Origin of the sequence: Bacillus cereus group sp. BfR-BA-01408, assembly GCF_022663305.1 — a bacterium.
Taxonomy (GTDB): Bacteria; Bacillota; Bacilli; order Bacillales; family Bacillaceae_G; genus Bacillus_A; species Bacillus_A pacificus.
In genome coordinates this window covers 34,416-49,583 of the sequence record NZ_JAKUFF010000016.1, presented here as the reverse complement: position 1 = coordinate 49,583, position 15,168 = coordinate 34,416, and the positions used below count along the sequence as shown (strand labels likewise).

Here is a 15,168-nt window from a genome sequence, read left to right as displayed (position 1 = left end):
AGGTAACGGTTTGAAATGCATAGGGTATGCTATACCCTTTTTCAAAAGTCCTCTCGCACACGCTGAGAGGACTTTTTTTTATACCATTACTCTCACGCAAGAAAAAAGCTTGGAGGTGTAGAGCATGCAAGAGAAAGCTGTCGTTTTAGATGACCAAATGATTCGCCGCGCTTTAACACGAATTAGTCATGAAATCGTGGAACGAAATAAAGGTGTCGATAATTGTGTTCTTGTCGGAATTAAAACTCGTGGAATTTTTATTGCACAACGTTTGGCAGAACGAATTGGTCAAATTGAAGGAAAAGAAATAGAAGTTGGAGAGCTAGACATTACGTTATATCGTGATGATTTAACGCTACAATCGAAAAATAAAGAACCACTTGTAAAAGGTTCTGATATCCCTGTAGATATTACGAAGAAAAAAGTTATCCTTGTAGATGATGTATTATATACAGGCAGAACAGTTCGAGCAGCAATGGATGCTCTGATGGATTTAGGTAGACCATCACAAATCCAATTGGCGGTTCTTGTTGATAGAGGTCATCGTGAACTACCAATTCGCGCTGATTATGTAGGAAAGAACATTCCAACATCAAGTGAAGAGCGTATCGAAGTTGATTTGCAAGAGACAGATCAACAAGATCGAGTAAGCATATACGATAAGTAAAGCCCTTTTAAATGTAGTCCTGTGAGGCTGCCAAAGGGTCTTGGCTTTCATATGTCAAATTTGGCATACGAAAGTGTAGGACTCTTTGTGCACAGGCACAAAGAGTTTTTTTATTGCAAAGATTTAAACTGAAGGAGGATGTAACAATGGAACAAAAGCCAGTGTTAGACGTTAATGAAGTACCGAAACCGGGAAAATGGTTATTTTTAAGTATACAACATTTGTTCGCGATGTTTGGATCAACAGTGCTTGTTCCGTTTTTAACAGGATTGAATCCGTCAGTAGCATTAATATCAAGTGGATTAGGAACGTTAGCGTTTCTTCTTATAACGAAAGGTCAAGTACCTGCCTATCTAGGATCATCATTCGCCTTTATCGCACCGATTATAACAGCAAAAACGGCAGGTGGACCGGGAGTAGCAATGCTTGGTGGGTTGCTAGCAGGGCTTGTGTATATCTTAATCTCAATCGGAATTAAGAAATCAGGATCAAAGTGGATTATGAAATTACTACCACCAATCGTAGTTGGTCCAGTAGTAATGGTAATCGGTCTAGCTTTAGCACATACAGCAGTAAACATGGCGATGAATGGTGCGGATGGCAAATATAGCTTTACACACTTTTCAGTAGCATTAGTAACATTAGCAATTACAATTATATGCTCAATATTCGGAAGAGGATTTTTCAGTATCATACCAGTGTTACTTGGCATTATCGGCGGATATATTTTCGCTTACTTCCAAGGGCTAGTAGACTTAAAGCCGGTAGCTGAGGCAAAATGGTTTGTTGTACCAGATTTCACAGTACCATTTGTAACATACACACCAGAGTTTTCATGGAAGATCGTACTCTTGATGGTACCAGTTGCACTAGTAACAATTTCAGAACATATCGGACACCAAATTGTACTAGGAAATGTTATTAAAAGAGATTTAATTGAAAAACCTGGTTTACACCGTTCAATCTTCGGTGATGGAGTAGCAACATTAATCGCATCACTAATCGGTGGACCACCGAATACAACGTATGGTGAAAACATCGGTGTGCTAGCAATTACAAGAGCGTACAGTGTATACTTATTCATCGGTTCAGCCGTATTCGCAATCATGTTCGGATTTATCGGTAAGATTTCTGCACTGATTCATTCGATACCAACACCAGTTATGGGTGGTGTATCAATCTTACTATTCGGTGTAATCGCATCAAGCGGATTACGTATGATGGTAGACGATAAAACAGATTTAAGTGACAAACGAAACTTAATGATTGCATCAGTAATACTAGTAATCGGTATTGGTGGAGCGGTACTTCACGTAGGAGAATCATTCCAAGTAGAAGGAATGGCACTAGCAGCAATTGTAGGTGTACTGCTAAATTTACTACTACCGGAAACGAAACAAATAAAACAATCTAAGCAGATTGCTTCATAATAATAACCTTTTAATTCAGTCCTGTGAGACCGAAAAGGGTGGCTTCTTTCTTGCACCCTAGTCTCACACGACTAGGGTATTTTTATGCAGAGGTTGTTATAAAAATACAAAAGTGGTAACATAAAAATCAGAAAGATGAGGGATGACGATGAGCCATTTGTTAACGATGAGTGAATTATCCGAAGTAGAAATTTCAGAAATCCTAAAAGACGCAGAAGATTTTGCGAATGGGAAAGAAAGCAAAACGACAGAGCAAACTTTTGTTGCGAACTTGTTCTTTGAGAATAGTACGAGAACAAGATTTAGCTTTGAAGTTGCTGAGAAGAGATTAGGACTTGATGTTTTAAACTTTTCAGCTGATGCATCTAGCGTACAAAAAGGAGAAACATTATACGATACGATAAGAACACTAGAATCAATCGGAACAAAAGCAGTGGTCATCCGCCACGAGCAAGATCGCTACTTCGATGAACTAAAAGATCAGGTGAATATTCCAATCTTAAACGCTGGAGATGGATGTGGGAACCACCCAACGCAGTGCTTACTCGACCTTCTTACCATTAAACAAGAGTTTGGAAGATTTGAAGGATTGAAGATTGCGATAGTAGGAGATGTTCGTCATAGCCGAGTAGCACGTTCGAATGCAGAAGCATTAACGAAACTGGGTGCAACAATTTACTTCGCAAGTCCAGAAGAGTGGAAAGATGAAGACAACACATTTGGAACATACAAACCATTAGATGAGCTTGTTCCAGAAGTGGATGTAATGATGTTACTTCGTGTACAACATGAGCGTCATGATCATTATGAAACAGACATTATGAAAGAGTATCATGAGAAACACGGATTAACAGTGGAAAGAGAACAGCGTATGAAAGAAGGAAGCATTATTATGCATCCAGCTCCTGTAAACCGAGATGTTGAAATTGCAAGTGAACTTGTTGAGTGTGAGCGTTCACGCATATTTAAACAAATGGAAAATGGAGTTTACGTAAGAATGGCTGTACTAAAACGCGCCTTACCAAATGTATTAGGAGGAATGAAACATGAATTACTTGTTTAAAAATGGTCGTTATATGAATGAAGAAGGAAAAATCGTAGCAACGGATCTTCTCGTACAAGACGGTAAAATCGCTAAGGTAGCAGAAAATATTACGGCAGATAATGCTGAAGTAATCGATGTGAACGGAAAGTTAATTGCACCTGGATTAGTAGATGTACACGTACACCTTCGTGAACCAGGTGGTGAACATAAAGAAACAATTGAAACAGGTACACTAGCAGCGGCAAAAGGTGGATTCACTACAATTTGTGCAATGCCAAATACACGCCCAGTACCAGATTGCAGAGAACATATGGAAGACTTACAAAATCGTATTAAAGAAAAAGCGCATGTTAACGTATTACCATATGGAGCAATTACAGTACGTCAAGCGGGTTCTGAAATGACAGATTTCGAAACGTTAAAAGAACTTGGAGCATTTGCTTTCACTGATGACGGTGTAGGCGTACAAGATGCTAGCATGATGTTAGCTGCTATGAAACGTGCAGCGAAATTAAATATGGCAGTAGTTGCGCACTGTGAAGAGAATACTCTTATTAATAAAGGTTGTGTACATGAAGGGAAGTTTTCTGAGAAACACGGATTAAACGGTATCCCATCAGTATGTGAATCTGTACATATTGCAAGGGATATACTGCTTGCTGAAGCGGCAGATTGTCACTATCACGTATGTCACGTAAGTACGAAAGGCTCTGTACGTGTAATCCGTGATGCAAAGCGCGCTGGAATTAAAGTAACAGCAGAAGTAACACCTCATCACCTAGTGTTATGTGAAGATGATATCCCATCAGCTGACCCTAACTTTAAAATGAACCCACCGCTTCGTGGAAAAGAAGATCACGCAGCATTAATTGAAGGTTTATTAGATGGAACAATCGATATGATCGCAACTGATCATGCACCGCATACAGCAGAAGAGAAAGCACAAGGAATTGAAAGAGCACCATTCGGAATTACTGGTTTTGAAACAGCATTCCCGCTTTTATACACAAACCTTGTGAAAAAAGGAATTATTACATTAGAACAATTAATTCAATTCTTAACAGAAAAGCCAGCTGATACATTCGGCTTAGAAGCAGGTCGCCTGAAAGAAGGTAGAGCAGCTGATATTACAATTATTGATTTAGAACAAGAAGAAGAGATTGACCCAACAACATTCTTATCAAAAGGAAAAAATACACCATTCGCAGGTTGGAAATGCCAAGGATGGCCGGTAATGACAATCGTTGGTGGTAAGATCGCATGGCAAAAGGAGAGTGCATTAGTATGAAAAGACAACTTATCTTAGAAGATGGAACAGTATTAATTGGAACAGGTTTCGGAGGAGAAATCGAAAAGTCAGGTGAGGTTGTATTTACAACAGGAATGACTGGATATCAAGAAACATTATCTGATCCATCATATTGCGGTCAAATTGTAACATTCACGTACCCATTAATCGGAAACTACGGCATCAACCGTGACGATTTTGAATCGATTCACCCATCTGTAAATGGTTTAATCGTAAACGAAATTTGTGATCACCCATCAAACTTCCGTAATGAAATTTCGTTAAATGACTACTTAAAAGAAAGAAACATCCCAGGATTAGCAGGGATTGATACGAGAAAATTAACGAGAAAAATTCGTCAATACGGTACATTACGCGGACGCCTTTGTAATATGGATGCAGATGTAGAATACATCGTGAGCCAATTAAAAGCGACAGTATTTACAGATCATGTGAAACGCGTATCAACGAAAGATCCATACCCAAGCCCAGGCCGCGGACATCGCGTTGTACTAGTAGACTTCGGTATGAAACATGGTATTTTAAGAGAATTAAATAAACGTGATTGCGATGTGATTGTAGTTCCTTACAATACAACAGCTGAAGAAATTTTACGCCTTAGCCCAGATGGGATTATGCTAAGTAACGGACCTGGGGATCCAAAAGATGTACCAGAAGCAATTGAAATGTTAAAAGACATTATCGGTAAAGTTCCTTTATTCGGAATTTGTCTAGGACATCAATTGTTCGCTCTAGCATCTGGTGCGAATACAAGTAAGTTAAAATTCGGCCACCGTGGGTTAAACCATCCAGTAAAAAATCTTGCAACTGGAAAAGTAGCAATTACATCTCAAAACCATGGTTACGCAGTAGAAGAAGAATCAGTTGAAAATACAGAACTTGAAATTACACATGTTGCTTTAAATGATGGCACAGTAGAAGGTCTTCGTCATAAGAAGTTCCCAGCATTTACAGTACAATACCATCCAGAAGCTTCAGCGGGACCAGAAGATGCAAATGATTTATTCGAAGATTTCTTAACAATGATTGAAAACTTCAAGAAAGAAGGGGAAGAGTTATGCCAAAACGCCTAGACATTAACACAATTTTAGTAATCGGATCAGGACCAATTGTAATTGGGCAAGCAGCGGAGTTTGACTACTCTGGTACACAAGCTTGTCAATCTCTTAAAGAGGAAGGTTACAAAGTAATCCTTGTTAACTCTAACCCAGCAACAATTATGACCGATACTGCAACAGCAGATAAAGTATACATTGAGCCTTTAACATTAGAATTCGTAAGCCGAATCATTCGTAAAGAACGTCCAGATGCAATCTTACCAACATTAGGTGGTCAAACAGGTTTAAACATGGCTGTTGAACTTGCAAAATCAGGCGTACTTGAAGAGTGCGGAGTTGAAATTTTAGGAACAAAATTGTCAGCAATCGAGCAAGCGGAAGATCGTGATTTATTCCGTACATTAATGCAAGATTTAAATGAACCAACACCACCAAGTGAAATCATTCATAACCTTGATGAAGCATATAGCTTTGTAAACGAAATTGGTTATCCAGTAATCGTTCGTCCAGCATTCACATTAGGCGGAACGGGCGGCGGAATTTGCCATAACGAAGAAGAGTTAATTGAAATCGTAACAAGTGGTTTAAAACATAGCCCAGTAACACAATGTTTATTAGAGAAAAGTATTGCTGGTTGTAAAGAAATTGAATATGAAGTAATGCGTGATTCAAATGATAACGCGATTGTAGTATGTAACATGGAAAACATCGATCCAGTTGGTGTTCATACAGGTGATTCTATCGTTGTAGCACCGAGCCAAACGCTAAGCGACCGTGAATACCAAATGTTACGTAATACTTCATTACGAATTATTCGTGCACTAGGAATTGAAGGTGGATGTAACGTTCAGCTTGCACTAGATCCATATAGCTTCCAATACTATGTAATCGAAGTAAACCCACGTGTAAGTCGTTCATCTGCATTAGCATCTAAAGCAACTGGATATCCAATTGCGAAATTAGCAGCGAAAATTGCAGTCGGCTTAACATTAGATGAAATCGTAAACCCAGTAACACAAAAAACTTACGCTTGCTTCGAGCCAGCATTAGACTATGTTGTTTCAAAAATTCCACGCTGGCCATTTGATAAGTTTGAATCAGCGAACAGAACACTTGGAACGCAGATGAAAGCAACTGGTGAGGTTATGTCAATCGGACGTAACTTAGAAGAATCATTATTAAAAGCGGTTCGTTCTTTAGAGCTTGGCATTTATCACTTAGAATTAGACCACTTAAAAGAACTTGATAAAGAAACAATGAAAAAACGCATTATTAAAGCAGATGATGAGCGACTGTTTATCGTAGCAGAAGCAATTCGTCAAGGTGTAACGAAAGAAGAGATTAACGAATGGTGTGAAATGGACTTCTTCTTCTTACAAAAAGTTGAAAATATCGTAAATATGGAACGCGAAGTAAAAGCGAATGTAGGAAATATGGAAGTACTACAAACCGCAAAAGAAATGGGCTTCAGCGATCACTACATCGCAGCAGCTTGGAACAAAACGGAGCGCGAAATTTACGATATGCGTAAAGAAAATAATATGACGCCAGTATTCAAAATGGTAGATACTTGTGCGGCAGAGTTTGAATCTGCAACACCGTATTACTACAGCACATACGCTGAGGAGAACGAATCAATTGTAACAGATCGTAAGAGTGTAGTAGTTCTAGGATCTGGTCCGATCCGCATTGGTCAAGGTGTTGAGTTTGACTATGCAACAGTTCACTCAGTATGGGCAATTAAAGAAGCTGGATATGAAGCGATTATCATTAACAATAACCCAGAAACTGTTTCAACAGACTTCAGTATTTCTGACAAATTATACTTTGAACCATTAACGATTGAAGATGTAATGCACATCATCGATTTAGAAAAGCCAGAAGGTGTTATCGTTCAGTTTGGTGGACAAACGGCGATTAACTTAGCGGCGAAATTAGAAGAACATGGTGTGAAGATTTTAGGAACATCACTTGAAGACTTAGACCGTGCAGAAGATCGTGATAAATTCGAAGCTGCTTTAACAAAACTTGGTATCCCACAACCAGTTGGTAAAACAGCAACGACTGTAGAACAAGCGGTAGCAATCGCAGAAGAAATTGGTTACCCAGTGTTAGTAAGACCATCTTACGTACTAGGTGGACGTGCGATGGAAATCGTATATCGTCAAGAAGAACTACTGCACTACATGAAAAATGCAGTTAAAGTTCACGCAGATCACCCAGTATTAATCGACCGTTACATGGTCGGTAAAGAAATTGAAGTAGATGCAATTTCAGACGGTGAGAATGTATTCATTCCAGGTATTATGGAACATATTGAACGCGCTGGAGTTCACTCTGGTGACTCAATTGGAGTATATCCACCACAAAGCTTATCTGAAAAATTAAAAGAACAAATTATTGAACATACAATTGCACTTGGAAAAGGATTAAACATTGTTGGATTACTAAATATCCAGTTTGTCGTATTCGAAAATCAAGTGTACGTAATTGAAGTAAATCCACGTGCGAGCCGTACAGTACCATTCTTAAGTAAAATTACAGGTGTACCAATGGCAAACGTTGCAACGAAAGTTATTCTAGGGCAAGACCTAGTAGAGCAAGGATACGGAACGGGTTATCACCCAGAAGAGAAAGAAGTATATGTAAAAGCTCCGGTATTCTCATTCGCGAAATTACGCTCAGTGGATACAACATTAGGACCTGAAATGAAATCAACAGGGGAAGTAATGGGTAAAGATTTAACGCTTGAAAAAGCATTATATAAAGGATTAGTTGCTTCTGGAATTAACATCCCAACGCACGGATCAGTAATCATTACTGTAGCGGATAAAGATAAAGAAGAGGCGATGGAAATTGCAAAACGTTTCCATGAAATCGGCTATAACTTATTAGCAACAGCTGGAACAGCACAATCGTTAACAGAGCAAAATATCCCAGTACAAGTTGTAAACAAAATTGATTCTGAGGACTACAACTTACTAGATATTATCCGCCAAGGAAAAGCACAGTTTGTAATCAATACATTAACAAAAGGCAAACAACCAGCGCGTGATGGTTTCCGCATTCGCCGTGAATCAGTAGAAAATGGTGTAGCTTGCTTAACATCACTTGATACAACGAGAGCAATCTTACGAGTATTAGAATCTATGACATTCTCAGCTCATTCAATGAAAGAAATTACGCAAACAAAGCGTCACGAGGTGGTACATGCATGATGCAAAAGCAAAATATGATCGTCGTTAATCAAAAAGAAATCGCAAAGAACATTTACGAATTAGTGCTTCAAGGAACTTTAGTACAGCAAATGAACGAACCAGGGCAGTTTGTACACATTAAGGTAGCAGAGGGCATTGCGCCCCTTCTGCGCCGCCCAATTAGTATTTGTAATGTAGATCAAGAGAAGAACGAATTTACAATGCTATATCGTGCGGAAGGACAAGGGACAAAAACATTAGCAACTAGAAAACAAGGTGAAATGGTAGATGTATTAGGACCATTAGGACACGGTTTTCCTGTAGAAGAAGCAGAAGCTGGTCAAACAGCTTTACTAGTAGGCGGGGGGATTGGTGTACCACCACTTTATGAATTATCACAGCGCCTCGTTGCAAAAGGTGTACGTGTGATTCACATCTTAGGTTTTCAAACGAAAGATGTAGTTTTCTATGAAGAAAAATTTGCAGAACTTGGTGATACGTACGTTGCGACAGTAGACGGTACACACGGTACAAAAGGATTTGTCACAGATGTAATTGATCATTACGGAATTGACTTTGATATTCTTTATTCATGTGGTCCGTTAGCGATGCTTCGTGCATTAGAAGGACGTTACAAAGAGAAAAAAGCCTATATTTCATTAGAAGAACGTATGGGCTGTGGTATTGGAGCTTGTTTCGCATGTGTATGCCACTTACAAGAAGATCCAAGTGGACATTCTTACAAGAAGGTGTGTAGCGACGGACCAGTATTTCCAATCGGGGAGGTTGTACTATGAACAGATTGCAAGTTGAATTACCGGGATTATCATTAAAAAATCCAATTATACCAGCATCTGGATGCTTTGGGTTTGGTCGTGAATATGCACAGTTTTACGATTTAAGTGTACTAGGATCAATCATGATTAAAGCGACGACAGAACAACCACGCTATGGAAATCCTACGCCTCGTGTTGCTGAAACACCGGGCGGCATGTTAAATGCAATCGGACTTCAAAACCCAGGATTAGAAAAAGTAATGAATTCTGAATTACCATGGTTAGAACAATTTGACCTTCCAATCATTGCAAACGTTGCAGGTTCACAAGCTGAGGATTACGTAGCGGTTGCAAAGGAAATTTCTAAAGCGCCTAATGTCCATGCACTGGAATTAAATATTTCTTGTCCAAACGTAAAAACAGGTGGTATCGCCTTTGGTACAAATCCTGAAATTGCTGCTGATTTAACGAAGCGAGTAAAAGAGGTTTCTGAAGTACCTGTATACGTGAAGTTGTCACCGAACGTGGCAAACATTGTGGAAATTGCAAAAGCGATTGAAAATGCAGGTGCAGATGGTTTAACGATGATTAATACATTGCTTGGTATGCGTCTAGATTTAAAAACAGCTAAACCAATTTTAGCAAACCGTACAGGCGGATTATCAGGTCCTGCGATTAAGCCAGTAGCAATTCGTATGGTACATGAAGTAAGCCAAGCGGTTAACATTCCAATTATCGGAATGGGTGGCATTGAAACAGCGGAAGATGTAATCGAATTCTTCTACGCTGGCGCAAGCGCAGTTGCAGTAGGTACAGCGAACTTTATCGATCCGTTCGTATGTCCGACAATTATTGAAGAGTTACCAGCATTACTAGATGAATTAGGATTTGATCACATTTCGGAATGTCAAGGAAGGAGCTGGAAGCAAACATGTCACAGTCGTTAATCGTTGCACTAGATTTTCCAGGGAAACAAGATGTAGAACAATTCTTGCGCCACTTTGAAGGGGAAGAGTTATTTGTCAAAGTTGGTATGGAGTTATTTTACAAAGAAGGCCCTGCAATTATTACGTACTTAAAAGAAAAAGGACATAAGATTTTTCTAGATTTAAAACTTCATGATATTCCAAATACAGTAAAAAGCGCTATGCGTAGCCTAGCTAGTCTAGATGTTGATATGGTAAATGTTCATGCTGCTGGGGGAAGCAGTATGATGAAAGCTGCGATTGAGGGATTAGAGGAAGGTAAGCAAGAAGGAAAAGAGAGACCGATTTGTATTGCAGTTACACAACTAACAAGCACTTCGGAAGCTATGATGAAAAAAGAGATCGGCATTGAGAAAACGTTAGAAGAAGCGGTTGCTCATTATGCAAAACTAACGAAAGAAAGTGGACTTGATGGCGTTGTTTGCTCAACGCTTGAAGTTCCAAAACTACGTGAAGTATGCGGAAATGAATTTGTAACAGTAACACCGGGGATTCGTCTTGCGAGCGATGATGTAAATGACCAGGTGCGCGTAGCAACACCGAAACGTGCGAGGGAACTTGGCTCAAGCTATATCGTAGTTGGACGTAGTATTACAAAAGCAGAAAATCCGCTTGAAGCGTATAAAACAGTAAAACAACAGTGGGAAGGTGTAACAGTATGAAAAAAGAAATCGCATCGCATTTATTAGAAATTGGAGCAGTATTTTTACAACCGAATGATCCATTCACATGGTCTTCAGGTATGAAATCACCAATTTATTGTGATAACCGTTTAACTTTATCTTATCCGAAAGTACGTCAAGCAATTGCAGCTGGATTAGAAGAGTTAATTAAAGAGCACTTCCCAACTGTAGAAGTTATTGCAGGAACAGCAACTGCTGGTATTGCGCACGCTGCATGGGTAAGCGATCGTATGGATTTACCAATGTGCTACGTACGTAGTAAAGCAAAAGGTCACGGTAAAGGGAACCAAATTGAAGGAAAAGCTGAAAAAGGTCAAAAAGTAGTAGTAGTAGAAGACTTAATTTCAACTGGCGGTAGTGCAATTACATGTGTAGAAGCACTTCGCGAAGCTGGCTGTGAAGTATTAGGAATCGTATCAATCTTCACATACGAGCTTGAAGCAGGAAAAGAAAAACTAGAAGCAGCTAACGTAGCATCATATTCTTTAAGCGACTACAGTGCATTAACTGAAGTTGCAGCAGAAAAAGGTATGATCGGACAAGCTGAAACGAAAAAATTACAAGAGTGGCGTAAAGATCCAGCTAACGAAGCTTGGATCACAGCGTAACACGAAAAAAGACGACTGCGGGGGAACGCGGTCGTCTTTTTTATATAAATTCAATGTAAAGTTCCATCAATATTAAAGAAAATCATATGACGATCCCCTTGCTAGCAACTATTTAGCGTTTTCCACAACTTCATACCCTCTCACAAACAATAGCGTCATATAAGAAACAATAAATGAGAAGATGCTATACATGCCAACCCAAAAGAAAAACTTCGGAGTAAAGGCGATAACACCTATTATTAAAAAACTAGCAAACGTTACAATCGGCATGACGTAATACGTTTTTGTCTTGCAGGTTCCAACAATAGAAATGATAAAGATAAGTAATGGACAAATTAATAAGACGAAAATCAATTCATTCATAGTTATGTCCCCTTTTCTAATGGAAGTAATCTGTTTCTCGTAAACGTTTTGAAATAATTACTCTCCTAATATAATTTCGCTAAGTAATAACGAATCCCTCTTGAAAACTGATAATTCATGATGAATTTTACAAGCAAAAAGCGTAAGCAAAAGAAAACTTGCTTACGCTATAGAATAAATATCGCAACGATCGTGGTGACAATTAAGCCAATCCCAACTGGTAAAAAGTTTCGACGTGCAAGTTCAAATGGATCGACTTTACAAATCGCAGCGGCAGGAATAAGTGCCCAAGGAATTAACGTCCCGCCCCCGGTCCATATAGCTGCAATTTGCCCGAGTGCTGTTAATGTAGCTGTTCCATGGCCAAGTGCTGTTCCGAAAAGATTGGCAATGGAACCAGCAAGTGATATACCAGAAAAGCCAGATCCATCTAAGCCGGTAATGACACCAACGATAGTTAATGTCCCTGCCGATACATATTGATTTAAAGGAACAGTTTGAGACAAAGCGATTCCTAAGTCGTTAATGATTCCGTGTGAACCTTTCGGTAAATAGTCTCCGATAATTTTTACAAAACCGCTATCTCCTAAATAAAAGAGTGCAGCAATTGGAATAACTGGACCAAAGATTTTAAAGCCAAATTGGAGCCCTTCTATAAAATAATCGGTCGTTTTATTTAGTCCATTTCCTTTGTAAGCGATGAGAGAAATGATGATAATCATAATAACAGTGGTCCCACCGATAAGTGCAGTTGCGTCGCTTCCTTGTAGTTTAAATTGAATCATGCAAAGGATATCGATGGCATATATGATCGGAATACAAATAGCGAGCCATTTTTTTGTCTGAGGAGATAATGAAGTGAGCGTTTTAGAAGACGCAGTTGATGGAATAGATTCTTGTATAGAAGATAATCCTGTATGAAATTCTTTTCGTAAGAAGAAAAATGCGACGGAAGTTGTCACAATGCCCATAACAATTACGAGAGGAACACTGGCAGAAACAACGCTAGAAACAGGAAGACCAGCAGCGTCCGCTGTTAATTTTGGTGCACCTTGAATAACGAAGTCACCAGATAAGGCGATGCCGTGTCCGAATAAGTTCATAGCGATGGCAACTCCAATTGGCGGAAGGCCAACGCGTACAGCGACGGGTAATAAAATAGCCCCCATTAAGGCGACAGCTGGAGAAGGCCAAAAGAAGAAAGAAATTGTCATCATTAAAAGGCCGATAATCCAGTAGGCGAGGGTAGGGGTACGAATCATCTTTGTAAATGGTGAAATCATCGTATCATTTATGCCGGTATGAACGAGTAGATTGCTCATTGATACGATAATGGAAATGATTAATATAGTTGGTAAAAGTTCAGTAATAGCGTAAATGAAACTTTGAAAAATACCGCTAATGGCAAGAGGGATAGAACTTGTAGCTGTTAATGCTAATAAAAAGATAAAAACGATACAAATAATCGTCGTATCCTTTCGGAAAATAAAAAAGGTAATAATGGTGAGTAAACAAATAACATAGAGAGCGTGTAATAGCGTTAATTCAACTCCCATAACATTCACATCCTTTAGGCATTCGTGTAGTTTATTGTATGAAAGCGGTGAAAGTATGTGAGTATAGGAAAAAGAAAAAGTAAAATTTCATGTACTGTAATGGTAAGAATGATAAATGGATGTTACAATACAATTAATCCTAAAAATGGAATTAAAGGAGGGCTTATGCACAAAAAAATTGGATTTTGGGGATTCGTTATATCTTGTAGTCTATTAATCATTTTAAACTTGTTTACAAACAATGAATGGATCAGTATTATACCTGTTTTCGGATTTGTTTTTGTACTGTTATATAACTGGGATGATATGAAACAATATAGTAAGAAAAATATCGGAATTATGATAGGTACCATTGTTGTTTGCTCATTTTTCGTAGGATTTATTTTAATTGAAGGGCAGAAGCAAATGGAAAAAATGTCTATTTTTCAAGAGTGGATGTCTTCTGCGAAGGGGCTTTATATTGTCATTGTAGTTGTTGTTTTTCTAAGAATTGTTATAAGGATAACAAGTTACATATTAAAGGAAAAGTAGAATGGTGGAGTATGAATGAGAGAGAAAATTGGGTATTATGGTGTGCTCGTTTGTTTGCTATTATCAGTTATTTCAGGACAATTTCTTAACAGTGCATGGGTGCCAGTTATATTATGTATAGGGGTGTTGGTTTTTGCTCCTATGTATCGCTGGGACGAGTGGAAAGCATACAGCCGAAAAAAGAAAATTATTTTCAGCATCGAGTTTGTTATTATAATTAGCACGATTCCATTTTTGTTACTGAAGGGAAATGAAATAATAGATGGGATTGTAATGTTTCAAGGCTGGTTATTTATTGCAAAATTACTATATTTAATGTGTGTTTTAATAGTGGTAGCGCTAGTCGCTAAAAAAGTAAATGAAAAGTTATTTGCTAATGAATAAAAAAAGTGCCACCTTATTCGGTGGCACTTTCTCATTTTATTGAATGAGCTTTTTGCATCTTTTTAATTAAACGAATTTGTCCGCGATGATTGATTTCATCTTCAAATACGTGAAACCACTTAAAATAGTTATTTGCTTGTTTGTCATACCAAAAGTCTGTCGTTTTAAACAGCCATTCATCAGGTAACGATTGGAATGTTTCAATTGTTTTGGAACGTACTTCTTGTAATGTATCAATATAAAATTCTATAGAGTTTCCTTTTATTTTCTCACGTCCAAGAGCTTCTAACTCGAGGCCAGGTAACCATCTTTCTAGTTCGGCCTCCGTTGGTTCGCGGTCTTCAAAAGTATGAATCTGGTAATAAAATTCAACAGCAGCCATGTGATATAATAGCATGCCGATTGAATTTGCTTCCTCATTATATAAATAATCAAGTTCTTCCATTGTTAAATCTTCCACCGCTTGCATTGTTGTATAGCGAGCGTAATTCATCATGGAAACTAGTTTGGAAAATTCAGGATGTAAACCATCGATTTTATCTATTACAAAGTTCAATTACAATTCCCCCTCTTTA

The 15,168-nt window shown here is 38.5% G+C and carries 15 protein-coding genes; 12 read left to right on the top strand and 3 right to left on the bottom strand.

The window, feature by feature from the left end:
• Positions 1-124: 124 nt before the first annotated feature.
• The 10 genes from pyrR (at position 125) to pyrE (ending at position 11,759) form a co-directional block, all read left to right on the top strand.
• Positions 125-667: a bifunctional pyrimidine operon transcriptional regulator/uracil phosphoribosyltransferase gene (gene pyrR / locus MR083_RS10160; protein WP_001156487.1), complete on the top strand. Its 543-nt coding sequence runs from the start codon at positions 125-127 to the stop codon at positions 665-667.
• 146 nt (positions 668-813) lie between these two features.
• On the top strand, positions 814-2,097 hold the full coding sequence (uraA, locus tag MR083_RS10155) for a uracil permease (RefSeq protein WP_242269132.1): 1,284 nt from the start codon (positions 814-816) through the stop codon (positions 2,095-2,097).
• A gap of 148 nt (positions 2,098-2,245) precedes the next feature.
• Complete coding sequence (pyrB, locus tag MR083_RS10150) at positions 2,246-3,160, top strand: aspartate carbamoyltransferase (RefSeq protein WP_000018853.1); 915 nt, start codon at positions 2,246-2,248, stop codon at positions 3,158-3,160.
• Positions 3,144-4,430 carry a dihydroorotase gene (gene pyrC, locus MR083_RS10145; RefSeq protein WP_001108372.1) on the top strand — a complete coding sequence of 429 codons (1,287 nt, stop codon included), beginning with the start codon at positions 3,144-3,146 and terminating at the stop codon, positions 4,428-4,430. The genes pyrB and pyrC overlap by 17 nt, the downstream gene beginning before the upstream one ends.
• On the top strand, positions 4,427-5,524 hold the full coding sequence (locus tag MR083_RS10140; protein WP_000828682.1) for a carbamoyl phosphate synthase small subunit: 1,098 nt from the start codon (positions 4,427-4,429) through the stop codon (positions 5,522-5,524). The genes pyrC and MR083_RS10140 overlap by 4 nt, the downstream gene beginning before the upstream one ends.
• Positions 5,509-8,727 (top strand): carbamoyl-phosphate synthase large subunit, encoded by a 3,219-nt coding sequence (carB, locus tag MR083_RS10135; RefSeq protein WP_001126114.1) that lies wholly within the window; start codon positions 5,509-5,511, stop codon positions 8,725-8,727. Before MR083_RS10140 ends, carB begins: the two co-directional genes overlap by 16 nt.
• A complete protein-coding gene (gene pyrK, locus MR083_RS10130; protein ID WP_000983358.1) occupies positions 8,724-9,503 on the top strand; it encodes a dihydroorotate oxidase B electron transfer subunit in 780 nt (259 codons plus the stop codon). Before carB ends, pyrK begins: the two co-directional genes overlap by 4 nt.
• Positions 9,500-10,429, top strand: coding sequence for a dihydroorotate oxidase B catalytic subunit (gene pyrD / locus MR083_RS10125; protein ID WP_001081057.1), 930 nt, complete (start codon positions 9,500-9,502; stop codon positions 10,427-10,429). The genes pyrK and pyrD overlap by 4 nt, the downstream gene beginning before the upstream one ends.
• Complete coding sequence (pyrF, locus tag MR083_RS10120) at positions 10,414-11,130, top strand: orotidine-5'-phosphate decarboxylase (RefSeq protein ID WP_000083496.1); 717 nt, start codon at positions 10,414-10,416, stop codon at positions 11,128-11,130. The genes pyrD and pyrF overlap by 16 nt, the downstream gene beginning before the upstream one ends.
• The gene (pyrE, locus tag MR083_RS10115) at positions 11,127-11,759 is read left to right on the top strand and encodes an orotate phosphoribosyltransferase (RefSeq protein ID WP_000711446.1); all 633 of its coding nucleotides are present in this window, start codon (positions 11,127-11,129) and stop codon (positions 11,757-11,759) included. The genes pyrF and pyrE overlap by 4 nt, the downstream gene beginning before the upstream one ends.
• Positions 11,760-11,867: 108 nt before the next feature.
• Here pyrE and MR083_RS10110 read toward each other — a convergent pair whose 3' ends face one another.
• Both MR083_RS10110 and MR083_RS10105 read right to left on the bottom strand, forming a co-directional pair.
• Positions 11,868-12,122: a YbeF family protein gene (locus MR083_RS10110; RefSeq protein ID WP_001003925.1), complete on the bottom strand. Its 255-nt coding sequence runs from the start codon at positions 12,120-12,122 to the stop codon at positions 11,868-11,870.
• Between the two features lie 167 nt (positions 12,123-12,289).
• A complete protein-coding gene (locus MR083_RS10105) occupies positions 12,290-13,678 on the bottom strand; it encodes a membrane protein (protein WP_000537896.1) in 1,389 nt (462 codons plus the stop codon).
• A 99-nt stretch (positions 13,679-13,777) separates the two neighbouring features.
• On the opposite strand from MR083_RS10105, the gene MR083_RS10100 reads away from it, so the two are divergent.
• Together MR083_RS10100 and MR083_RS10095 are read left to right on the top strand one after the other, a co-directional pair.
• Complete coding sequence (locus MR083_RS10100; RefSeq protein WP_170932381.1) at positions 13,778-14,209, top strand: YoqO family protein; 432 nt, start codon at positions 13,778-13,780, stop codon at positions 14,207-14,209.
• Positions 14,210-14,224: 15 nt separating this feature from the next.
• A complete protein-coding gene (locus MR083_RS10095) occupies positions 14,225-14,593 on the top strand; it encodes a YoqO family protein (RefSeq protein ID WP_001208269.1) in 369 nt (122 codons plus the stop codon).
• A gap of 31 nt (positions 14,594-14,624) precedes the next feature.
• Here MR083_RS10095 and MR083_RS10090 read toward each other — a convergent pair whose 3' ends face one another.
• The gene (locus tag MR083_RS10090; RefSeq protein ID WP_001012019.1) at positions 14,625-15,149 is read right to left on the bottom strand and encodes a DinB family protein; all 525 of its coding nucleotides are present in this window, start codon (positions 15,147-15,149) and stop codon (positions 14,625-14,627) included.
• Positions 15,150-15,168 lie beyond the last annotated feature (19 nt).